The sequence below is a fragment of the Lawsonibacter asaccharolyticus genome, from assembly GCF_022453915.1.
Lineage (GTDB): Bacteria > Bacillota > Clostridia > Oscillospirales > Oscillospiraceae > Lawsonibacter > Lawsonibacter asaccharolyticus.
Map to the genome: position 1 here is coordinate 237,547 of NZ_CP091870.1, position 20,439 is coordinate 257,985.

Below are 20,439 nucleotides of genomic sequence, written 5' to 3' on the forward strand. Positions count from 1 at the left end.
AGACAGGAGGAGCGCCATGTCGCAGATCACAAAGCGGGCCCTGGCCTCTGCGCTGAAGGAGCTGCTGGAGCACAAGCCGCTGAATAAGATCACCATCGCCGACATCACCGAGCAGTGCGGGGTGAACCGCCAGACCTTTTACTACCACTTTCAGGATATCTACGCCCTGCTGGAGTGGATCTACACCACAGACGCCCAGCGCCTGCTGGAGGGAAAGCGGGACGGGGACACCTGGCAGCAGGGGTTCCTCCAGGTCCTGGAGTACATCCGGGACAACCGGGCCCTGGTCCGCAATACCTACCACTCCGTCAGCCGGGAGCTGCTGGAGGGCTACCTGTACCGGGTGACCTACCAGCTGATGCGGGACGTAGTGGAGGAGAGGGCGGCGGGGACCCAGGTCCCGGAGGAGGACCGGGCCTTCCTGGCCCACTTCTACAAGTACGCCTTTGTGGGGCTGACGGTGGAGTGGATGCAGGGGGGCATGAAGGAGGAGCCCGCCAGGCTGGTGAGCCGGGTCAATACCGTGATGGAGGGAAATATCGCCGCGGCCCTGGAGCGCATGGCCCGGCGGAAAGAGCCCTGAGATCCAGACAAAGGGGGCCCGCTGTCGCAATTTGCGACAGCGGGCCCCCTCTATCCATTGGCAGGCAGGGCCGGGGGCGCTATACTGACCTCACAAACTCGATCTGGAGGTCATGGATATGTATTACAGCAGCGGAAATTACGAGGCATTTGCCCGCCCCCGTAAGCCGGAGGGCGTGGAACGGAAATCCGCCTGGCTGGTGGGTTCCGGCCTGGCCAGCTTGGCGGCCGCCTGCTTCCTGGTGCGGGACGGGCAGATGAAGGGGGAGAACATCCACATCCTGGAGGAGCTAAAGCTCCCCGGCGGGGCCTGCGACGGCATCCAGGACCCCACCCGGGGCTTCGTGATCCGGGGCGGCCGGGAGATGGAGAATCACTTCGAGTGCCTGTGGGACCTGTTTCGCTCCATCCCATCCCTGGAGCACCCGGAGAATTCTGTTTTGGACGAATACTACTGGCTGAACAAGGAGGACCCCAACTATTCTCTGTGCCGGGCCACGGTGGATCGGGGAAAGGACGCCCATACAGACGGGAAGTTCACTCTGAGCGACAAGGCCGCCCTGGAGATCATGAAGCTTTTCCTCACCCGGGACGAGGACCTGTACGACAGGACCATCACCGACGTGTTCACCGAGGAGTTCTTCCGCTCCAACTTCTGGCTCTACTGGCGGACCATGTTCGCCTTCGAGACCTGGCACTCTGCCCTGGAGATGAAGCTGTATCTCCAGCGGTTCATCCACCATATCGGCGGCCTGCCCGACTTCTCGGCCCTGAAATTTACCCAGTACAACCAGTATGAGTCCCTGATCCTGCCCATGGTGCACTACCTGAAGGAGCACAATGTGCAGTTTCAGTATGACACGCAGGTCACCAACGTGATCTTCGACATCGCCCCGGGCCGAAAGGTGGCAAAGCAGCTGGTGTGGGTCCGGGAGGGCCGGGAGGAGGTCAGGGCGCTCACTGAGGACGACCTGGTGTTCGTCACAAACGGCTCCTGCACGGAGAACTCCTCTCTGGGCAGCAACGACCGCGCCCCGGAGTTCCTCACTGAGCCGGTGGGGGGCTGCTGGCAGCTGTGGCGGAACATCGCTGCCCAGGACCCGGCCTTCGGCCGCCCGGACAAGTACTGCACCAAGCCGGGCCTTACCAACTGGGAGTCGGCCACCGTCACCACCCTGGACGACAAGATCCCGCCCTATCTGGAAAAGGTCTGCAAGCGGGACCCCTTCTCCGGGAAGGTGGTCACCGGCGGTATCGTCACGGTGAAGGACTCCGCCTGGATGATGAGCTATACCTTCAACCGCCAGCCCCACTTCAAGGCCCAGCCGGAGGGGCAGCTGGTGGGGTGGATCTACGGCCTGTTCACCGATGTCCCCGGGGACTATGTGAAAAAGCCCATGCGGGCGTGTACCGGCCGGGAGATCTGCATGGAGTGGCTGTACCACCTGGGGGTGCCGGAGGAGGAGATCCCCCTGCTGGCGGAGCAGTCTGCCAGCACCATCCCCTGCATGATGCCCTACATCACCGCCTTCTTCATGCCCCGGACCCGGGGGGACCGGCCCGACGTGGTGCCGGAGGGCTGTGTGAACTTCGCCTTTATCGGCCAGTTCGCCGAGACGGCACGGGACACCATCTTCACCACCGAGTACTCTGTCCGAACCGGTATGGAGGCCGTCTACACCCTGCTGGACATCGACCGGGGGGTGCCTGAGGTGTGGGGGTCTTGCTACGATGTGCGCTGTCTGCTGGATGCCGCATCCAAAATGATGGACGGCAAAAAGCTGACGGAGATGGACCTGCCCTTCCTGTATGGATTCGTGGAGAAGAAGGCCCTGAAGCATGTGTCCGGGACCGTGATAGAGGAACTCCTCCTCCGCTACCACCTGATTTGATGGCTCCCGCCCCAGCCTGGTGCTGGGGCGGGACTTTTTTTGCCTTTTTTATTGACAAAAAGGGATATAGGTGATATGGTTAATTACACAAGTAATGAACCAATAAACCGAAGGACAGGAGGCGGTGAGATGCATGGGACCCTCAGCGATCAGTCACTGATCTATCTCCAGATCGCTCAGATGCTGGAGGACGACATCCTGCGGGGCGTCTACCGGGAGGAGGAGCAGGTGCCCTCCACCAATGAGCTCTCCCGGGTCTATCACATCAACCCGGCCACGGCGGCCAAAGGGCTCAACCTCCTCTCGGCGGAGGGGATCCTGTATAAGCGCCGGGGCATCGGCATGTTCGTGGCCCCGGGGGCGGAGCAGGCCGTGCGGGCCAAGCGGAAAGCGGCGTTTTACGACAGCTATGTGCGGCCCCTGGTAAAAGAGGGGGCCTCCCTGGCTGTGACCGGGGAAGAACTGCTGGCCATGGTGCGCCGGGCCATCGAGGAAGGAGAAGCCAAATGAATACAGGCATTTTGAAAGCAGAGGGGCTGTGCAAGTCCTATGGGAGCAAGCGGGTGCTGGAGGGGCTGGACCTGACCATCCAGCCGGGCAGGATCTATGGGCTGATCGGACGAAACGGGGCGGGTAAGACCACCCTGCTGGGCATCCTCACAGGCCAGAACACCAAGGACAGCGGGCAGGTGACCTGCGATGGAGAGCCGGTGTGGGAGAACTGCAGGGCGCTGGAGCAGATCTGCTTTTCCCGGGAGCTCCAGCCCACCCTGTTCTCAGGTCCCAACAACCAGAAGGTCCGGTACTACCTGAAGTCGGCCGCCATATTCTACCCCAACTGGGACCAGGAGTATGCCGACCGCCTGCTGAACGAGTTTCAGCTGGAACCAAAAAAGAAGATCAGTCAGCTGTCCAAGGGGCAGATGTCTATGGTGACCATCCTGATCGCCCTGGCCAGCCGGGCACCCATCACCATTCTGGATGAGCCGGCGGCGGGGCTGGATGTGGTGATGAGGGAGCGCTTCTATCAGCTGCTGCTGGAGGACTTTGCCCAGACGGGGCGGACCTTCCTGGTCTCTACTCACATCATAGAGGAGGCCGCCTCCGTCTTTGAGCAGGTCATCATCCTGGACCAGGGGCGCATCCTGGAAAACAGCCCCACAGAGGAACTGGTGGAGCAGTTCCGCTATATCTCCGGCCGGGAGGACGTGGTGGACCAGGCCTGTGCCGGCCTGGAGGTCCTCTCCGTCCAGCAGATGGGGCGGCACAAGACCGCTGCCGTCCGGGGGAGCGACGCCCAGTTCCGTCAGGCCCGGCAGGCCGATGTGGATGTGTCCCCCATGAACCTTCAGAACGTGTTTGTGGCCCTGTGCGGCCACGGAGATGCCCAGTAAGGAGGGGAAGGTATGAGAAAGGAATTCCGCTTCCTGCTTCAGTCGGCCAGGATCAATCTGGCCCTGGTGGCGGGATATGCGGCGGTGCTCACCTTGGGAGCCATCCTGTTCCCGGCCCCGGAGGGCGAGCGAAATCTGTTCTACAATTATTTCATTTCCGCGCCCATCACCGTCTCGTTCATCCTGTTTATCATGAGCTTTTCCATGGGCGCAAACAACCTAAACATCTCCCTCACTCTGGGCGGGCGGCGGCGGGACTACTTCTGGGCCCTTCAGCCGGTCCTGGCGCTCTATGTAGGGACCAGCTGGGCCATCCAGCTGCTGATGTCGGCGGTGCCCAAGGCGCTCCGGTGGACCGATCCCTGGGGGTGGGATCTCTCACTGCTGGGAGGCTGGCCCCTGTGGGTGTACCCCCTGGTGTGCTGGACAGTCCTGGCCTTTGGGACCCTCTGCGGTCTGCTGATGGTAGAGTCCAGGGTATGGAGGGGGATCGTGGTTGCTCTGGCCGCAATGGTGATGACGGCAGCCCTGATTTTCCTGATGGTGATGGCGGCGGGGCCCAAGATCCCTCTGTGGGGCGATCTTCCCTATATCCTGGGGGGCGTTCTGGCAGTGGTCCTGGCGGTCAGCGAGTTCTTCCTGTGGCGTAGGATCACCCGTTTTTCTGTGAGGTGAGCATATGATGATGAAAATGATCCGGGCCAACTGGGTGGATCTGGCCCAGGGCTGCGGAGTGGTGGCGGGGATTTTCCTGGCCATCCACCTGATCACGGCGGGGGTGCTCTTCTGGGGCCATCCAGACAGCAGCGTCACCATCTCCGGGATCGCTCTGCCCGCGGCGGCGGGGCTGATGATCCTGGTCGTTACCGCCACCTATCTGGCCATCACCTTTGACCAAATGGTGCGCTTCAGCCTGACACGCCGCCGGGCACTGGGGCTGCTGATGGGGATGGCCGGGGCACAAGCGCTGTGCTCCATGGGGCTGGCCGCCCTGTTGACCTGGGTGGAGCGGGCCACGGCGCCCATGCTGTGGAAGGCCATTTCCGGCGCGGCGTCGGTGACGCTGGAGCGGAGCGGACAGGTGATCCCGGAGCTGGGGAGCACGGCGGCAGCGGAGGCGGTGCCCTCCCTGCTGGTGGTGGATATGTATTTGGAATGGTGGTGGTATCCAGCCATCGTCCTGGCCGCCATTGCGCTGGGGCTGATCATCGGAGGCGTGATCCAGCGCTTTGGAGGAAAAGGAGGCTGGTTCCTGTGGGCCATCTGGATGGCGGTCATCTTCGGTGATTCCCTCTTCGGCGGCTTTGTGTTCCTGAAGGATCTGGTCCCCCTGATGGTGGTCCTGCTGGCGGGGTCCCTGGTCTGGTCCGTGTGGTCCCTGCTCCACGCAGTGGTGAAAAACTGAAAGGAGGGGGAGGCCATGATACCGGCAGGTGCCATCCGAAAGAGAGCCATCATCAGGCAGTTCCTGGAGGCGGGGGCGGTCTCGGAGGAGACGGCCAGAACGCCGGAGGAGGCGGGGGTCTTCCAGGGGCTGGGCATCAAATTTGACCAGCTGGTGGAGCGGGGCGTTCTGGTCCCCTGTGCTGGAGGACGGTATTACGTGGACCAGTGCAAAAGCGGTTGAAAAAGGGAGGCGCTTCCGCCGGAAGCGCCTCCCTTTTTTCATTATGCCGGTATTCCCCGGCGCCGCAGTCATTTCCCGCGCCGGGACCAGACTTCGATGGTATCCAAGGGATGAATCGAATGCTCTGAAAGCCGCTTATTTGATGGCCTTGGTCCGCACGTCCTCGGCCAGAAGGGCCTGGAACTGGACGCAGGACATGGCGCCCAGGTCCTCACCGGAGCGCATGCGGACAGAGACGGTCTGACCCTCCATGTCCCGGTCGCCCACCACCAGCATATAGGGGACCTTCTCCATGGTGGCCTCCCGGATCTTCTTGCCGATCTTCTCGTTGCGGTGGTCCACCTCTACCCGGAAACCGGCCTCATCCAGGTCCTTGGAGATCTGGTCGGCGTACTGGGCGGCCCGGTCGGTGACAGGCAGGACCTTCACCTGGACGGGGGCGAGCCATGCGGGGAAAGCGCCGGCAAAGTGTTCGGTGATGACGCCGATGAACCGCTCGATGGAGCCCAGCACCACCCGGTGGATCATCACGGGGCGGTGCTTCTGGCCGTCCTCGCCGGTGTACTCCAGCTCGAAGCGCTCAGGCAGCTGGCTGTCCAGCTGGATGGTGCCGCACTGCCAGGTGCGGCCCAGGGAGTCGGCCAGATGGAAGTCCAGCTTGGGGCCGTAGAAGGCGCCGTCCCCCTCGTTGATGACGAAATCCTTGCCCATGGCGGTGATGGCGTTTTTCAGGATGTCCTGGTTGCGCTCCCACTCCTCCACGGTGCCGATGTGGTCCTCTGGCATGGTGGACAGCTCAATGGTGTAGCTCAGGCCGAAGACGGAGTAGACCTCGTCGAACAGGCGGACGGTCTCCTGGATCACGTCCTGCATCTGGTCCCGGGTCATAAAGACATGGGCGTCGTCCTGGTTGAAGCAGCGCACCCGGAACAGGCCGTGGAGGGCGCCGGACAGCTCGTGGCGGTGGACCAGGCCGATCTCGCCCACCCGCAGGGGCAGCTCCTTATAGGAGTGGGGCTGGCTGGCATAGACCAGCATCCCGCCGGGGCAGTTCATGGGCTTGACGGCGAAGTCCACATCGTCAATGACGGTGGTGTACATATTGTTCTTATAGTGGTCCCAGTGGCCGGAGCGCTCCCACAGCTGACGGTTGAGCATGATGGGGGTGGAGATCTCCACATAGCCGTACTTCTTGTGGACCTGACGCCAGTAGTCCAGCAGGGTGTTCTTCAGGGTCATGCCCTTGGGCAGGAAGAAGGGGAAGCCGGGGCCCTCGTCCCGGAGCATGAACAGGCCCAGCTCCTTGCCCAGCTTCCGGTGGTCCCGCTTCTTGGCCTCTTCGATCTTGGCCAGATAGGCGTCCAGCTCGTCCTTCTTTGGGAAGGCGATGCCGTAGATGCGCTGGAGGGTCTCCCGGTTGGAGTCACCGCGCCAGTAGGCGGCATTGCAGGCAGTGAGCTTCAGGGCGTTGCCCTTGATGCGGCCGGTGGAGTCCAGGTGGGGACCGGCGCACAGGTCGGTGAACTCGCCCTGCTTATAGAAGGAGATGTGGGCGTCTTCGGGCAGATCCTGGATCAGCTCCACCTTGAAGGGCTCTCCCTTCTCCTCCATAAATTTGACAGCCTCCTCCCGGGGCAGCTCGAACCGCTCCAGCTTCAGCTTCTCCTTGCAGATCTTCCGCATCTCGGCCTCGATCTGCTCCAGGTGCTCGGGCGTGAAGGCGAAGGGGGCGTCCATGTCGTAGTACCAGCCCTCGTCGATAGAGGGGCCGATGGCCAGCTTCACCTCGGGCCACAGGCGCTTGACCGCCTGGGCCATCACATGGGAGCAGGTGTGCCAGTAGGTCTGGCGGTACTCAGGGTTTTCAAAGGTAAATTCATTTTTGACTTCTTCGGACATCAAAATACCTCCTTGCGTCCGCGGGGGTGCGCAGGGCGCGCCCCCCAAAGGCTCTGAGGGGCAAAACAAAAGCGCCTCGCCCCTGAATCTCCATCAGGGGTGAGGCGCAGTAAGGCGCTCCACGGTTCCACCCTGCTTGCGGTTTTACAGAAAACCGCCGCTTGTGACCGCTGTAACGGGCGGGCCCGTCCCGGTCATCCCGGGCGGCTCAGGAGTGGTACCAGCCGCGGCAATGTCGCAGGACGCTTCCAGCCTTTGCGTCCCTCTCTGGGCGAGTCCCGCGGCCTCTTCTCCATCAGTGCTCATTTGACAAACGCACTATATCACCAAACGCCCGACCTGTCAAGTGGGGAATGGAAGAAGGAAAGGAGCCGATCTCAGCCCAGCACCTCGAAGAGCGCGCCCCACACGTAGTCCAGGTCCTCAAACCGGACAGAGGGGGCAAGGCGGAACACGGCGTCCTCCCCATCCTGAAGGACGGTGACACCCCAGTCCCGCTCCAGCCGGTCCAGCACCCCGCCGGTGTCCTGGCCGGGGAAGCGGGCGGTAACGGTGCCGGACGCCTCATCCACCCCCGTCACTCGGGGCCCGCCGGGGCCGAAGTCCTCCAGCCGGGCCTTCAAGTGCCGGGTCAGGCGGGCCACCCGGGCCCGGTCACCAGAGGGGGCTCCGGGCCGGGCCAGATCCACCCGCCTCACAGCTTGGTCTCCATCGGGGTACTGACCACGTACTCCCGATAGTTCAGCTGACGAAGCAGGGCGGGGAGAACATCCGCGGTCTGCCGGCTGTCATCCAGGGTAACATAGGCGCTGTTCAGGGCAGCCCGGCCCAGCTGGCGCAGAACGCCGTAGGAGTAGGAGGCGGCGCTCTGCTCCCCGTCCAGAGGAACGGCGTCCAGGCTCTCCTGCCAGCAGACCCAGCCCTCCGCCTCCAGCCCCTCCCACAGGGCCTCTCCGCAGTAGACATAGCGGGTGCAGCTGCGGGTCTGCTCCACCAGGGCGCGGTTCCCTGCCTCCAGCTCCGCTCGGGCCCCCTCCGGGGTGCCGGCCTGGACAAGGATGCCAACGCTGTGCCCGGTGCCCAGCAGGCGGCGGACCATGTCCCCATGGACAGAGAGCTCCTCCGGGGCGAAGAAGAAGACGCCGGATTTTCCGGATTTCTCCAAAGTGGTGAGGATGCTGTCCAACGCCTCCCCCGTCTGGCAGCGGAAGGCCAGATAGGTGGGGATGGAGGTGGGGTCCAGCTCCTGGCCCGGGGGATCGGCGGGGACCGCTGGGGTGACGTCAGGGGTCTCAGGTTCCTCCACAGGGAGCAGGCTCTTTTGGTACTCCTTCAGCTGGAGGTTCATCTGGTTGCCGGCCGAGTCGATGAAGACCTCGTCGGTGAGGATGGAGCGCCGCCCGTTGGAGGCGGTGTCGTCCCGGTTCTTGATGCGGACCAGATAGCCGTAATCGGTGTGGAGATAGGAGCTCCGCAGCCCGAAAAAGTCCACCACGATGTTCAGGGGGAGGTAGATGCGGCCGTTGCGGGTGATGGCCCGGCCGCTGAGCAGCTCGCCGGTCTGCTGGTCCACGCAGATGCCGGAGTTCAGGTCAAAGACCAGGATGCCGCTGAGGCTGTAAAGGGTGATGGTGCCGCTGCTCTGGCTCTGAGTGAGGCTGACCCCCAGGGTCACGCCGTAGCTGGAGTTTGTGGCGCTGCCGTCGAACAGGGAGGCGGGCACGTAGAGGACGCCTCCGGACCAGAGGGGCATGGTGTCGGAGGCCAGGGGCAGCAGCTTGTTGTTCAGGGAGGTAAAGCACACCTCCTCCAAAGCCGAGGCGGGGGACAGCAGGGCCAGACACATGACCAGGGCGCACAGCAGGGCGCCGAGACGCTTTTTCAAGGGGCACACCTCCGTTTCCGGTTGATAAGGGGATTATAGCATAGTATAATGAGAATCACAAGCAGCCGCGGGAAAGGCGTTTTCATCCATTTTTAAGAAAGGCTAAAGGACACTTCAAGCCCGGGCGGTTATACTGACGTCAGAACAGGCAGACTGCCCGGAAAGGAGCGATTCAGGATGGAGATCACAGTGGAGATGGTAGAGCGCCTGCGGGAGAAGGCCCCCGTGTCCTACGCCCAGGCCAAGGAGGCCCTGGAGTACAGCGAGGGGAATCTGCTGGACGCCCTGATCTATCTGGAGGAGAAGGGGGCCATCCCCCAGGCGGAGGGGACCCGGTGGTCGGGCCGGGAGGAGAAGGAGTCCCAGCCCACGGCGGCCGAACTGGTGGTCCAGGAGACACCGGAGCCGGGAAAGAAAAAGAAGCACAGGAGCCCGCTGGGCGTGGTGGTGGTGTGGCCCAAGGGGGAGAAGCGGCGGGGCCGCTCCCTGCGGGAGCTGCTGTCCCGGCTCTACCGGGTGCTGGTAGATAACGAGCTGGAGGTGTGGCGCCGGGACGAGCCGGTGACCTCCCTGCCCCTGCTGATCCTGTTGATCCTGTTTGTGTTCGCCTTCTATGTGACCATTCCCCTGCTGCTGATCGGGCTGTTCTTCGGATTCCGCTACCGCTTTTCCGGCCCCGAGCTGGAGCGGGACAGCATCAACGACGTGATGGAGAACGTGGCCAGCACCGCCGCCGACATGGGGCGCCAGGTAATGGATGAGCTGCACCTCCAGTATGAGAAGCGGACCCGGGACCGGGACGGCAAGGAATAGATCTCCGGGGGGAGTGCCCGGATGTTGAGGTGAGAGAGGATATGGAAGAAAAGATCCTTCTGGTGGAGGACGAGGAAAAGCTGGCTCGGATGGTGGAGCTGGAGCTGCGGTATGAGGGCTATCAGGTGGACAAGAGCTTCGACGGCCGCTCCGGCCTGGAGCGGGCCCTGTCGGGGGAGTACGACCTGGTGCTGCTGGACATCATGCTGCCCCAGCTGTCCGGCATGGAGGTGCTGCGCCGCCTGCGGAAGGAGGGGGTACAGCTCCCCGTCATCATGCTCACCGCCCGGGACAGCGTGGTGGACAAGGTATCCGGCCTGGACTCCGGGGCGGACGACTATATCACCAAGCCCTTCGCCATCGAGGAGCTGCTGGCCCGCATCCGGGCGGCCCTGCGGAAGCGGGGGAGCGGAGAGCGGCCGGAGGAGCCGCTGCTGTCCGCCGGTCCCCTGACCATGGACGTGGAGCGCCACACCGTGGCAGTGTCCGGGACGCCGGTGGAGCTGACCCGCCGGGAGTTCGACCTGCTCCACCACCTGCTGGAGAACAAGGGCAGGGTGCTCAGCCGGGAGGCCCTGCTGGACAGCGTGTGGGGATTCGACTTCGTGGGGGAGACCAACTCGGTGGACGTATATATCCGTTTCCTCCGCAGCAAGATCGATGAGGCCTTTGACATCAAGCTGATCCACACTGTACGGGGCGTGGGCTACGTCATCCGGGAGGAGTAAGGCCGGGAAGAAGGGGAGCTGATTCATATGACGATCGTTTATACCTCCAAGACCGGTTTTACCCGGGAGTACGCCCAGATGCTGGGCCGGGCCGCCGGGCTGCCGGTCTGTGCCCTGGACGAGGCTACGGGAAAGGTGGGGCCCGGGAGCGACATCCTGTACCTGGGATGGCTGATGGCCGGGCATATCAGCGGCATCGACCACGCAGTTAAGCGCTTTCATGTCCGGGCCGCCTGCGGCGTGGGCATGACGCCGCCGGGGGACAAGGTGCTGCAGGACCTGGCCCGGTCCAACTATGTGCCAAACGCCCCCATCTTCTACCTTCAGGGCGGTTGGGCCCCGAAAAAGGTGGGGTGGCTCCAGCGCCGGATGGTAGGGATGGCCACCAGGGGGCTGCGGCAGTCCCTCCAGCAGAAGCGGGAGCGGACCCCTCAGGAACAGTGGCAGATGGATCTGCTGCTCCGCGGGGGCAGCTGCGTGGCCTTCCGGAATCTGACGCCCCTGCTGGAGTGGCTGAAAAAGCAGGAGGGCTGACCGACTGCGGCATGGAAGGAGAGGAGGGGGCCCGGTGGGAAAACGGGACATGAAGAACAAGACGCCCCCCAGCGGGGCCAAGTCCCAGTCGCTGGTCCTGCGGCTGAATACCCGGCTGTTTTTCCGGCAGCTGGGGATCTTTCTGTGTATGGACCTGCTGCTGGTGGTGCTGGCCCTGATGGGGCAGCTGATGTGGGCGGAAAAGCGCTGCGCGGACGTGGCCCAGCTGGTCCAGGGGCGGGGGGTGCCCACCGCGGAGGCCGTCCCCTGGATGGCTGCCAGCGACTACACCATCATCCCACTGGACCGGGAGCCCAAGGGAGTGGACGTAGGGGAGCTGGGGTGGTTCTCTGGCGGGGAGGCAACAGCGGACGGCCTGCGCACCTATGTGCTGTTCTCCTACTACACCGTGGAACTGCCCAACGGCGGGGAGCCCTACGCCATTACGGTGGATCTGTCCGGGATCGGGCGGATGTTGAAGTGGGCGGGCTTTATCCTCCTCACGGTGCAGATCATCTCCCTGATCGCCAACCTGTTCCGCAATGCCGGGACTATCCGCCGCACCCTGAGGCCCATCCAGGAGCTGGCGGCCACTGCCGCCCGGCTCAACTCCATGACCCACATGTCCAGGCGGGAGCTGGAGGCCCTGGCCGGCGAGCTGAGCAAGATCAACGCCACCCACCTGGACAGCCGCATCGACCTGCCCGGCACCCAGAAGGAGCTGAAGACCCTGGCCAAGGCCATCAACGACATGCTGGACCGGGTGAACGCGGCCTACTCCGCGCAGATGCAGTTCGTCTCTGACGCCAGCCACGAGCTGCGCACCCCCATCGCGGTCATTCAGGGTTACGCCGCTCTGCTGGACCGGTGGGGCAAGGACGACCCGGAGGCCCGGCAGGAGGCCATCGACGCCATCCGCTCCGAGTCGGACGCCATGGAGCGTCTGGTGGAGCAGCTGCTGTTCCTGGCCCGGGGAGACAACGACACCCAGCCCATCCGGCCGCAGCTGATGGACCTGACCGCGGTGGCGGAGGACGTGCTGCGGGAGGAGCAGATGATCCACCCGGAGCGGGCCTTCCTGGCCCGGTGGCAGGGGCCGGTGGTGGTCCGGGCCGACCCGGGGCTGGTGAAGCAGGTGATGCGCATCCTGATGGACAACAGCGTCAAGTACAGCGGCCCGGAGGGGCGGGTCTATCTCCGGGTGTCGGCCCAGAAGGACTATGCCAGGGTCACGGTCCAGGACGAGGGGATGGGCATCGTGCCCCAGGCCATCCCTCATATCTTTGACCGCTTTTACCGCACCGACAGCTCCCGGGCCCGCCAGACCGGGGGGACCGGGCTGGGGCTGTCCATCGCCCGGTGGATCGTGGACCGCCACGGCGGCTGGTTCGAGGTGGTCTCCCGGGAGGACGTGGGCACCCGCATCACCTTTGTGCTCCCCCTGGAGGGGACGGCATGAGCTGGTGGGTCTATCTTCTCCGGTGCGGGGACGGCACCCTCTACACCGGAATCACCGACGATCTGGACCGCCGTCTGGCCGCCCACAACGCGGGCCGGGGAGCGAAATATACCCGGAGCCGCCGCCCGGTGACGCTGGTGTGGCGGGAGGAGCAGCCGGACAAGTCCGCAGCCCTGCGGCGGGAATACGCCGTCAAACAGCTGACCAGGGCCAAGAAGCTGGCTCTGATCGAAGGCGGGCCGCTTGTGTAGATGGTGTTTTAAGACCTTCACTGCTTATGGCGCTGAAACCAAGGATGTCCGTTCAGCTTCCGATGAACCTCTTGATTTGCCAAAATTCTAAAGTGAAGGTGAGCTTATGGAAAAACACAATCATTTTAGTGAACGGCGCTGCTTTGACACGAAACATACTGTTCTCCAGGCTTGATTTATCAAAAGACCCCGGCCCCTTCCGAATGGAAGGGGCCGGGGTTCTCATTTCTATTTAGCTCTTCAGCCTCTGCGTGAGAGCAGGGATGCGGCCGGCGGCGGCGATCATGCCGATGCTGGTACCGTCCGTTTGGGACGACCAATTTTGCCTTCTTCTTTATATTTGGGAATAGCCCTCATAATTGGTTATTTGTGATATATCAAATATATCATATTCTGCCCTGGATCACAAACGCATTTTCTCCCAGAGTGTGTTGAGCTTTCATCAAAAAGCGTCTGTTTCACCCCAAAAGGTGCGATTTTCCGGAGCAGGATGACAGATACAGCTGGATATGGTAAAATAGGGGAGCCGATCTTAGGAGGGCGCCATGCTGATCTATTTGACCATGATCGAGGCGGAGGAGGACCGACACCGGTTTCTGTCCCTCTACCGCCGATACAAAAAGCTGATGCTGTATATCGCCCACGACATCCTGCACGACCCCCACGACGCGGAGGACGCGGTGCACGAGGCTTTTTTGCGCCTTGCGGAAATGATCGAGAAAATTCATGAAATTGACTGTCCTGAAACCAGGTCTCTGATCGTTATGATTACAAAGAGCAAAGCCATCGACCTGTACCGGAAGAAAAAGCGGCGGGCGGGGACGGTCCCACTGGAGGACTGGACCGCCGCCGCACCACCCCAGGCCGAGGGTGTGGAGCGGGGGGACGGGGTGGCCCGGGCCATTGCGGCCCTGCCCCGGCGTGAACGGGATGTGCTGCTGCTGAAATACGACCAGGGATATGGCAATTCCGAGATCGGGAAACTTCTGGGCCTGCGGCCGGATCACATATCCCAGATCGCCCACCGGGCCAAAGAGCACCTGCGCAAAAATTTGGAGGAAATGGGGGTGGAGGTATGACCGATCAGGAGCTGGACCGCCTTTTGTACGCCCACGCTGGGGCGGCCCGGGACCTTGTGCTGGCCCAGCTGCCCCCGGAGGGCGAGCTGCCCGACATCCCCACCTCCCCCCGGTTCCAGCGGCGCATGAAGGCCCTCATCCGCCGGGCCGACCGCCCGGGCTGGGCCAAGGCCGCCCTGCGCTGTGCCCGCCAGGCGGCGGTCATCCTTCTGGTGTGCGGGACCCTCACCTTCTCCGGCCTGATGGTCACCTCCCAGGCCTTCCGGACCCAGGTCATCGCGGTCATCACCCAGGTGTTCCAGGAGTTCACCGAGTTCCGCTTCTCCGCCCGGGAGGAAACGGCGCGCAGGGCCGGGGACGTCGCCCTGACCTATCTGCCCGAGGGCATGGAGGAAATCCGCCGGAGCGGCAATCATATCAGCCTCCACATCTTCTTTGAGGACGCGACAGGAAACACCATGCGGCTGACCCACACCGTCATCGGCGATAAAACCTCTCATGTTTCGATGCTGGACACCGAGGACGCGGAGGTGGAGCAGTTCTATATCCAGGGTGAACAGGCTACCGCTATCTCCAAGGGACTGGACCACACCATTCTCTGGACCAGCGGAAACAGCGTCTATCTGCTCACCGGGACCATCGCAACGGACGAATTGAAGCTGGTGGCTGCGGGGGTCCAATGACCCAGTAAAAACTTTTGAAAAAAATTTTGGATTTTTTTGCGTTAACTGTCAAAAACAGCCTCCCCCCGTCGTTATGATATATGAACGCACGGAGGGAGGTGATTTTTATGCGTATCAAAGCAAGCAAGCTGCTGGCGGCGGTGCTGGCCCTGTGCCTGACTCTGGGGACCGCCCCCGCCGCCAGCGCCGCCGCTCTGCCCCAGTCGGCTCCCGGCAGCCAGGACATTACCCCATATTTCCTGTACATTAAGGGGCAGGACTGTATCCTGGATATCTCAGGCCGGACGGCATACATCAACGCCTGGGTCAGTGGGCAAACCAGCGTGGCCACCAAGTGCAAGGTCCGGGCGGAGCTGCAGGAAAAGTCGGGCACTTACGCCTGGACCACCGTGGATTTCTGGACTGACCAGCAGAATGGAACCTGGGCCGAGGTGGACGAGACAGCGGCTGTGACCTCCGGTAAGACCTACCGGGTCAAGGCCACCGTCACCGTCTGGGCCGGGAGCCAGTCGGAGAGCCAGACCTTCTATTCCGACGAGGTGGAGGTGTAAGGCACACAACCAAACTCAAATGAATAAATGTCAGGAGGTTCTGTATGAAAAAGCAATTCGTAAGTATCCTCGCCGCAATAACCATCTTATGTAACTTGTGTTTTACAGAAGTTTACGCATTTGAGGATAGTACCTCGGCTTTGAAAGAATTTACGTTAACTGAGAACACCACATTTTTTAAATCATCCCATAGCACCGTAGCCCAGGATGATTCAGAGAACTACGCCAATATAAGTATTGACTCGGCTGGACAGGTTGCCTCTATTACGTTTTCTATCGATGAGCACGTCTATACCGTCAATATGACCGGTATGCTTGACGCAATCTCCTCTGGAACAAACACCGGATATGTTGGTGTATTTGAAGGCACATTTGATCCCGATTCAAATGACCCCACTTTTGCACCCTTATCTAAATCTGATTTACCCATTATTGCCGATATTGTATTCACGGGAAATGAATCCTTCTGTGCTTTGACTTTTGGAGATGCCTCCGAAAATAAAAACCCCATAATTTATCATTTTGGCATTTATTCTGACTCCATTCGTAATATCTCCAAGGCATACATAGTCAGCCTTGAAAACGATAATATCGCCATTGCCGCCAAGAGTACTTCCCGTGCCACCGTTGATGCAGAAATGCGTGTGCAAGATTACGCCGCAATTAAAAGCGGTACATACTCTCTGGGTGAAGTCAGTATTTTTCATGCAAATCAATTGCGAAACCAAAATACTATGACTGTGGCTGCAAAAGTAAACTCTGATAAAGATAATGCGGTTTCGTACATTAACACCAGCTTAGGTTATCCTGCTAGCAAGTACACCGTAGTTGCCTACCCTGATACAGCGTATATCTCTATTCAGGGAAATCATTCAAATTTCCATGCAGCGTCTGGTAGCATCACTCCCGACAATAACGAGACCCGTGTTAGTCTTCCCATCTATTTTTACGCTGGAGAATTCCTTGGCATACAATCGGTATCCCTATCTCTTGTAACTAGTAAGACCTCCGTTACTACTTCTCCTTATGGTTCAAACTCTCCCCATGATGATAACAAGGTATCTTGGGAAATCTATCGCCAAGGTGGTTTCAATGCAGATGGCTCTTATGAAGATAAAACAGGTATCGGTGTAAAAGCGAGCTATCAGTTCGAAGGTACCGTACAAAATTCTATGTACACCTCCCTTACTACGACTGGCAAGCTCCGTTACACCTATGTGGTAGAAGAAAAGAGTTCTTCTGGAAACACGGATGCTTTTGTTTATCATTTTACGACAGCAAGCAAATCCCTCTATACTGATGTTGAGATTCTGCCTTGATTAAGGTATGAATGTGCAAAATATGATCAAAAAATGCGTCTTCCCTTTGACCCTGTTTCTTCTCTTGATCTTCTGTTTGTTCACCGGAAAACAGCTTTCTCAGTTTTCTGATTTAGACAGCGCAGATTTAATTCCCAAACAATGTGAAATTGGAGTGATTTTCGAATATCAGAACGATCTCCCCGATTCCTTTAAAATCAATGACGGAAACAGCCTGGCTAGGTATTTTAACTCCCTGAGATTGGAAAAAGCTGATTCCGATTTTGATGAACCATGGGTTTTCCGTATCACGTTTTCTTCTGCGCTGGGCGGTTTTGGTGCTGTCAGTGGCGAATACGTTTCGATCCCCCCCGATGCTGAGACCCTGACTGTTTTAGTCGGCGATAGCAAAATGCTGATTGGAGATGTCTCTTACAGGCTTCCTTCTCCCGATTTCCTGGATATCTTAGAAGTAAAATACAATTATTTTAGTGAACGACTCTACTTTGATACCAAACACACTGTTCTCCAAGATTGATTAAGACCCCCCGGGCCCTTTCATTTGGAAGGGCCCGGGAAGGGGCATTTTTATTTGGCTTTTCAGGCTCTGCATCGGCGATAAAACTGCTCATGTTCTGGGGTGGACAGGTGAAGCAGTTCTTCACCCGCGGCGAGCAGACCGCCGCTGTCTTCAAGGGACTGGACCGCACCATCCTCTGGACCACCGGAAACTCCGTCTATCTGCTCACCGGGACCATTGCAATGGATGAATTGAAGCAGGCAGTTGAAGCGATCCAATGAGCCGAAAAAAACGTTTCACAAAAATTTTCGCATTTTTTCTTCCCTTTCAACTCCCTCCGCCGGTATAATAGATAGATCGATACGAAGGGGGGGTTTTAGTATGGCAGGACAGATGTTCTCAAAAAACAATTTCAAAAATCTTTTTCTGCTCTTTTTTATCATCTGCCAGTTTGGCGCAATAGTTTCCGACAGCCATATCTGGGACTGGGGCGTTTATCTGGCCCTGAATATCCTGATCGTTCTGTACGTCTATCTGCGTCCAGGTGAAGCACGCACGAAGTCCTCCCAGCAAAAACTCCTGATCGCCGTGCTGATCCACACCGCAGTCATCATATCCACACTCTGGCGCGCCTATCGGGTCAGTTTTATCATGGATATCTTTTTTGATATTTTGGACTTCTGGGCAATTTGGGGATTTATTCTGATCCTGAAATTTGGCTTGTCAAAGAGATAGAACTGCTGCCGGGATGTAAGAGAACGGAACGGTCGCACAAAACCAGTATGGCAAACACATAGTCATACAAATTTTCAGAAGGTTTATCTTAACGGATTCGCTTCAATGGAATATTCAGCGGTCTATCCCAGCAAGGGCAGGCCGCTGAATATTTTAAAAATACAGAAACTATAACTGCACATCTGTTCCGCCGGGTGCAGGGTGAGTCCTATGAAATTTATTATGGAATTATTTACCCTCCTAAGTTATTGTATCCCTTTCTTCACAATACCTGTATTCGCGGTAAGTGCCATCTTGATGATACGTACTTTTTTTGCTGAGCAGGCTCCCGAGCAAAGTAAGAAAAGGAAACGGTATCTTGGTTACATGCTGGTCTCCTTTCTTTTTTTCCTGCCCTATTTTTGGGGGGGAGTTTACTTCTCATTTTACTGTATCCCTTTCTTCACAATACCTGCATTTGTAATAAGTGCCATTTTGATGATACGTACTTATTTTGTTGAGCAGACTCCCGAGGAAAGTAGAAAAAGGAGACGGTATCTTGGCTGTATGCTGGTCTCTTTTCTCCTTTTCCTGCTCTTTTTTGGGGGAGTTATCTTAATGCTGTCATGTGTGATAGATTGATTGTCAAAGGAGTTTAGTAAGCAACTTGCGATTTACATAAAATTATGGTGAATTGTCATCTGGACAACTCACCATAATTTTTTAACCACTGATTCTTTTTATTTAGTTTTTCAGGCTCTGCATCGGCGCCGGAATTCTGCCGCCCCGGTCCACGAAGGCCTTGGCGGAGAAGGGATGGACCGGCTGTACCGGGGCGGAGCCCAGCAGGCCGCCGAACTCCACCGTGTCCCCCACCTGTTTGCCGGGGGCGGGGATGAGGCGGACGGCGGTGGTCTTGGAGTTGACCATGCCGATGGCTGCCTCGTCAGCGATGATGGCGGAGATGGTCTCGGCGGTGGTGTCCCCGGGGACGGCGATCATGTCCAGACCCACCGAGCACACGCAGGTCATGGCCTCCAGCTTGTCCAGGGTGAGGGCCCCGGAGCTGGCAGCGGCGATCATGCCCTCGTCCTCGCTGACGGGGATGAAGGCGCCGGACAGGCCGCCCACCGAGGAGGAGGCCATCACGCCCCCCTTCTTCACCGCGTCGTTGAGCAGAGCCAGGGCGGCGGTGGTGCCGTGGGTGCCGCACACCTCCAGCCCCATCTCCTCCAGGATGCGGGCCACGCTGTCCCCCACAGCGGGGGTGGGGGCCAGGGAAAGGTCCACGATGCCGAAGGGGGTGTCCAGGCGGCGGCTGGCTTCCTGGGCCACCAGCTGGCCCATGCGGGTGATGCGGAAGGCGGTCTTTTTGATGGTCTCGGCCACCACATCGAAGGGCTGGCCCTTCACGCTCTGAAGGGCGTGGTACACCACGCCGGGGCCGGAGACGCCCACGTTGATGACCCGCTCCGGCTCGCCCACGCCGTGGAAGGCGCCGGCCATGAAGGGGTTGTCCTCCACAGCGTTGCAGAACACCACCAGCTTGGCGCAGCCGAAGCCGCCCCGGTCCGCGGTGCGCTCCGCCAGCTCCTTGATGGTGCGGCCCATGAGGGCCACCGCATCCATGTCGATGCCCGCCTTGGTGGAGCCCACGTTGACGGAAGAGCACACCAGGTCGGTGGTGGAAAGAGCTTCTGGGATGGAGGCAATGAGCTTCCGGTCTGCGTCGGTCATGCCCTTCTGGACCAGGGCGGAGAAACCGCCGATGAAGTTGACACCGGTAGCTTTGGCCGCCCGGTCCAGGGCGGCGGCAAAGGGGGCGTAGTTGTCTGTCTCCGCCGCAGCGGCCACCAGGGCGATGGGGGTGACGGAGATGCGCTTGTTGACGATGGGGATGCCGAATTCCTTCTCGATGGCCTCGCCGGTGGCCACCAGATTTTCGGCGCAGCGGGTGATCTTGTCGTAGATGGCGTCACAGGCCTGCCTGGGGTCGCTGCGGGCGCAGGACAGCAGGGAGATGCCCATGGTGATGGTGCGCACGTCCAGATGCTGCTGGTCGATCATCTGGATGGTCTGCATGATCTCGTGTTGATTGAGCATAGTTTCCTCCTGTAAAAGGCGGTGTGGCCCCGCGGGGATCGCGCTGGGCGGCCGGTCCGCGGCGGTCCTCCGCCCTCAGATTCGGTGCATGGCGTTGAAGATGTCCTCCCGCTGGATGCGGATGGACAGCCCCTGTTCCCTGCCCGCCTGCTCCAGCAGGTCGGACATCTCGCCGATGGAGGCGGTGCAGGCGGAGAGATCCACCAGCATGACCATGGTGAAGTATTCCTGGAGCACGGTCTGGCTGATGTCCAGGATGTTGATGCTGTGCTGGGCCAGCAGGGCGCAGACGGCGGCAGTGATGCCCACCTTGTCCCGGCCGATGACAGTGACGATGGCCTTCATAGAAGACTTCCTTTCCACAGTAAATTTTGAGGAATGCGGAGAGACGGGGGAGGAGAAAGCCGCTGCGCGGCGGGGCCGGAGG

General features: G+C 60.0%; 24 protein-coding genes. 19 read left to right on the forward strand and 5 right to left on the reverse strand.

Translation table 11 applies throughout. The features are described 5' to 3' along the window. Positions 1–16 precede the first annotated feature (16 nt). The 7 genes from L9O85_RS01110 (at position 17) to L9O85_RS01140 (ending at position 5,495) form a co-directional block, all read left to right on the forward strand. Positions 17–583 (forward strand): TetR/AcrR family transcriptional regulator, encoded by a 567-nt coding sequence (locus tag L9O85_RS01110; protein WP_050622951.1) that lies wholly within the window; start codon positions 17–19, stop codon positions 581–583. A gap of 118 nt (positions 584–701) precedes the next feature. After that, a complete protein-coding gene (locus L9O85_RS01115; protein WP_108980037.1) occupies positions 702–2,474 on the forward strand; it encodes an oleate hydratase in 1,773 nt (590 codons plus the stop codon). A gap of 129 nt (positions 2,475–2,603) precedes the next feature. Next, a complete protein-coding gene (locus L9O85_RS01120; protein WP_050622949.1) occupies positions 2,604–2,984 on the forward strand; it encodes a GntR family transcriptional regulator in 381 nt (126 codons plus the stop codon). Beyond that, the gene (locus tag L9O85_RS01125) at positions 2,981–3,868 is read left to right on the forward strand and encodes an ABC transporter ATP-binding protein (protein ID WP_050622948.1); all 888 of its coding nucleotides are present in this window, start codon (positions 2,981–2,983) and stop codon (positions 3,866–3,868) included. The genes L9O85_RS01120 and L9O85_RS01125 overlap by 4 nt, the downstream gene beginning before the upstream one ends. A 12-nt stretch (positions 3,869–3,880) precedes the next feature. Next, complete coding sequence (locus L9O85_RS01130) at positions 3,881–4,543, forward strand: hypothetical protein (RefSeq protein ID WP_050622947.1); 663 nt, start codon at positions 3,881–3,883, stop codon at positions 4,541–4,543. Between the two features lie 4 nt (positions 4,544–4,547). Beyond that, positions 4,548–5,273, forward strand: coding sequence for a hypothetical protein (locus L9O85_RS01135; protein ID WP_050622946.1), 726 nt, complete (start codon positions 4,548–4,550; stop codon positions 5,271–5,273). 15 nt (positions 5,274–5,288) lie between these two features. Beyond that, positions 5,289–5,495, forward strand: a complete 207-nt coding sequence (locus L9O85_RS01140) for a hypothetical protein (RefSeq protein WP_050622945.1) — start codon at positions 5,289–5,291, stop codon at positions 5,493–5,495. A 135-nt stretch (positions 5,496–5,630) separates the two neighbouring features. Here the strand turns inward: L9O85_RS01140 and thrS are convergent, their stop codons facing one another. From thrS to L9O85_RS01155, 3 genes are all read right to left on the reverse strand, one after another. Beyond that, a complete protein-coding gene (gene thrS / locus L9O85_RS01145; RefSeq protein WP_050622944.1) occupies positions 5,631–7,394 on the reverse strand; it encodes a threonine--tRNA ligase in 1,764 nt (587 codons plus the stop codon). A gap of 377 nt (positions 7,395–7,771) precedes the next feature. After that, positions 7,772–8,092, reverse strand: a complete 321-nt coding sequence (locus L9O85_RS01150; protein ID WP_050622943.1) for a hypothetical protein — start codon at positions 8,090–8,092, stop codon at positions 7,772–7,774. Continuing rightward, positions 8,089–9,279: a hypothetical protein gene (locus tag L9O85_RS01155; protein ID WP_301579255.1), complete on the reverse strand. Its 1,191-nt coding sequence runs from the start codon at positions 9,277–9,279 to the stop codon at positions 8,089–8,091. The genes L9O85_RS01150 and L9O85_RS01155 overlap by 4 nt, the downstream gene beginning before the upstream one ends. Before the next feature lie 177 nt (positions 9,280–9,456). On the opposite strand from L9O85_RS01155, the gene L9O85_RS01160 reads away from it, so the two are divergent. The 12 genes from L9O85_RS01160 (at position 9,457) to L9O85_RS01215 (ending at position 17,930) form a co-directional block, all read left to right on the forward strand. Beyond that, positions 9,457–10,092 (forward strand): hypothetical protein, encoded by a 636-nt coding sequence (locus L9O85_RS01160; RefSeq protein ID WP_050622941.1) that lies wholly within the window; start codon positions 9,457–9,459, stop codon positions 10,090–10,092. A gap of 41 nt (positions 10,093–10,133) precedes the next feature. Next, positions 10,134–10,820, forward strand: coding sequence for a response regulator transcription factor (locus L9O85_RS01165; protein ID WP_256182983.1), 687 nt, complete (start codon positions 10,134–10,136; stop codon positions 10,818–10,820). Between the two features lie 27 nt (positions 10,821–10,847). Then, entirely contained in the window at positions 10,848–11,354 is a 507-nt protein-coding gene (locus L9O85_RS01170; RefSeq protein ID WP_301579257.1) for a hypothetical protein, read from the forward strand. A 34-nt stretch (positions 11,355–11,388) separates the two neighbouring features. Further along, a complete protein-coding gene (locus tag L9O85_RS01175) occupies positions 11,389–12,813 on the forward strand; it encodes a sensor histidine kinase (protein ID WP_301579258.1) in 1,425 nt (474 codons plus the stop codon). Further along, entirely contained in the window at positions 12,810–13,064 is a 255-nt protein-coding gene (locus L9O85_RS01180) for a GIY-YIG nuclease family protein (protein ID WP_050622938.1), read from the forward strand. The genes L9O85_RS01175 and L9O85_RS01180 overlap by 4 nt, the downstream gene beginning before the upstream one ends. A 545-nt stretch (positions 13,065–13,609) precedes the next feature. Then, a complete protein-coding gene (locus L9O85_RS01185; RefSeq protein ID WP_050622937.1) occupies positions 13,610–14,143 on the forward strand; it encodes an RNA polymerase sigma factor in 534 nt (177 codons plus the stop codon). Continuing rightward, on the forward strand, positions 14,140–14,826 hold the full coding sequence (locus tag L9O85_RS01190) for a DUF4367 domain-containing protein (protein WP_301579260.1): 687 nt from the start codon (positions 14,140–14,142) through the stop codon (positions 14,824–14,826). The genes L9O85_RS01185 and L9O85_RS01190 overlap by 4 nt, the downstream gene beginning before the upstream one ends. Before the next feature lie 107 nt (positions 14,827–14,933). After that, positions 14,934–15,377, forward strand: coding sequence for a hypothetical protein (locus tag L9O85_RS01195; RefSeq protein WP_301579261.1), 444 nt, complete (start codon positions 14,934–14,936; stop codon positions 15,375–15,377). Between the two features lie 44 nt (positions 15,378–15,421). Then, positions 15,422–16,696, forward strand: coding sequence for a hypothetical protein (locus tag L9O85_RS01200; RefSeq protein ID WP_050622934.1), 1,275 nt, complete (start codon positions 15,422–15,424; stop codon positions 16,694–16,696). Positions 16,697–16,718: 22 nt separating this feature from the next. Next, positions 16,719–17,213, forward strand: coding sequence for a hypothetical protein (locus tag L9O85_RS01205; protein ID WP_050622933.1), 495 nt, complete (start codon positions 16,719–16,721; stop codon positions 17,211–17,213). A 110-nt stretch (positions 17,214–17,323) separates the two neighbouring features. After that, complete coding sequence (locus L9O85_RS01210; protein ID WP_301579263.1) at positions 17,324–17,476, forward strand: hypothetical protein; 153 nt, start codon at positions 17,324–17,326, stop codon at positions 17,474–17,476. A 100-nt stretch (positions 17,477–17,576) separates the two neighbouring features. Then, a complete protein-coding gene (locus L9O85_RS01215) occupies positions 17,577–17,930 on the forward strand; it encodes a hypothetical protein (protein WP_301579264.1) in 354 nt (117 codons plus the stop codon). 723 nt (positions 17,931–18,653) lie between these two features. Here L9O85_RS01215 and L9O85_RS01220 read toward each other — a convergent pair. Further along, positions 18,654–20,012 carry a PFL family protein gene (locus tag L9O85_RS01220; RefSeq protein ID WP_050622930.1) on the reverse strand — a complete coding sequence of 453 codons (1,359 nt, stop codon included), beginning with the start codon at positions 20,010–20,012 and terminating at the stop codon, positions 18,654–18,656. Positions 20,013–20,087: 75 nt separating this feature from the next. Then, complete coding sequence (locus tag L9O85_RS01225; RefSeq protein WP_050622929.1) at positions 20,088–20,357, reverse strand: ACT domain-containing protein; 270 nt, start codon at positions 20,355–20,357, stop codon at positions 20,088–20,090. Between the last annotated feature and the right edge of the window lie 82 nt (positions 20,358–20,439).

Excerpts from the sequence above, each read along its gene's own strand:
- L9O85_RS01110 (WP_050622951.1), top strand. The coding sequence starts at position 17 with ATGTCGCAGATCACAAAGCGGGCCCTGGCCTCTGCGCTGAAGGAGCTG.
- L9O85_RS01115 (WP_108980037.1), top strand. The coding sequence starts at position 702 with ATGTATTACAGCAGCGGAAATTACGAGGCATTTGCCCGCCCCCGTAAG.
- L9O85_RS01120 (WP_050622949.1), top strand. The coding sequence starts at position 2,604 with ATGCATGGGACCCTCAGCGATCAGTCACTGATCTATCTCCAGATCGCT.
- L9O85_RS01125 (WP_050622948.1), top strand. The coding sequence starts at position 2,981 with ATGAATACAGGCATTTTGAAAGCAGAGGGGCTGTGCAAGTCCTATGGG.
- L9O85_RS01130 (WP_050622947.1), top strand. The coding sequence starts at position 3,881 with ATGAGAAAGGAATTCCGCTTCCTGCTTCAGTCGGCCAGGATCAATCTG.
- L9O85_RS01135 (WP_050622946.1), top strand. The coding sequence starts at position 4,548 with ATGATGATGAAAATGATCCGGGCCAACTGGGTGGATCTGGCCCAGGGC.
- L9O85_RS01140 (WP_050622945.1), top strand. The coding sequence starts at position 5,289 with ATGATACCGGCAGGTGCCATCCGAAAGAGAGCCATCATCAGGCAGTTC.
- thrS (WP_050622944.1), bottom strand. The coding sequence starts at position 7,394 with ATGTCCGAAGAAGTCAAAAATGAATTTACCTTTGAAAACCCTGAGTAC.
- L9O85_RS01160 (WP_050622941.1), top strand. The coding sequence starts at position 9,457 with ATGGAGATCACAGTGGAGATGGTAGAGCGCCTGCGGGAGAAGGCCCCC.
- L9O85_RS01165 (WP_256182983.1), top strand. The coding sequence starts at position 10,134 with ATGGAAGAAAAGATCCTTCTGGTGGAGGACGAGGAAAAGCTGGCTCGG.
- L9O85_RS01170 (WP_301579257.1), top strand. The coding sequence starts at position 10,848 with ATGACGATCGTTTATACCTCCAAGACCGGTTTTACCCGGGAGTACGCC.
- L9O85_RS01180 (WP_050622938.1), top strand. The coding sequence starts at position 12,810 with ATGAGCTGGTGGGTCTATCTTCTCCGGTGCGGGGACGGCACCCTCTAC.
- L9O85_RS01185 (WP_050622937.1), top strand. The coding sequence starts at position 13,610 with ATGCTGATCTATTTGACCATGATCGAGGCGGAGGAGGACCGACACCGG.
- L9O85_RS01190 (WP_301579260.1), top strand. The coding sequence starts at position 14,140 with ATGACCGATCAGGAGCTGGACCGCCTTTTGTACGCCCACGCTGGGGCG.
- L9O85_RS01195 (WP_301579261.1), top strand. The coding sequence starts at position 14,934 with ATGCGTATCAAAGCAAGCAAGCTGCTGGCGGCGGTGCTGGCCCTGTGC.
- L9O85_RS01200 (WP_050622934.1), top strand. The coding sequence starts at position 15,422 with ATGAAAAAGCAATTCGTAAGTATCCTCGCCGCAATAACCATCTTATGT.
- L9O85_RS01205 (WP_050622933.1), top strand. The coding sequence starts at position 16,719 with ATGATCAAAAAATGCGTCTTCCCTTTGACCCTGTTTCTTCTCTTGATC.
- L9O85_RS01215 (WP_301579264.1), top strand. The coding sequence starts at position 17,577 with ATGGCAGGACAGATGTTCTCAAAAAACAATTTCAAAAATCTTTTTCTG.
- L9O85_RS01220 (WP_050622930.1), bottom strand. The coding sequence starts at position 20,012 with ATGCTCAATCAACACGAGATCATGCAGACCATCCAGATGATCGACCAG.
- L9O85_RS01225 (WP_050622929.1), bottom strand. The coding sequence starts at position 20,357 with ATGAAGGCCATCGTCACTGTCATCGGCCGGGACAAGGTGGGCATCACT.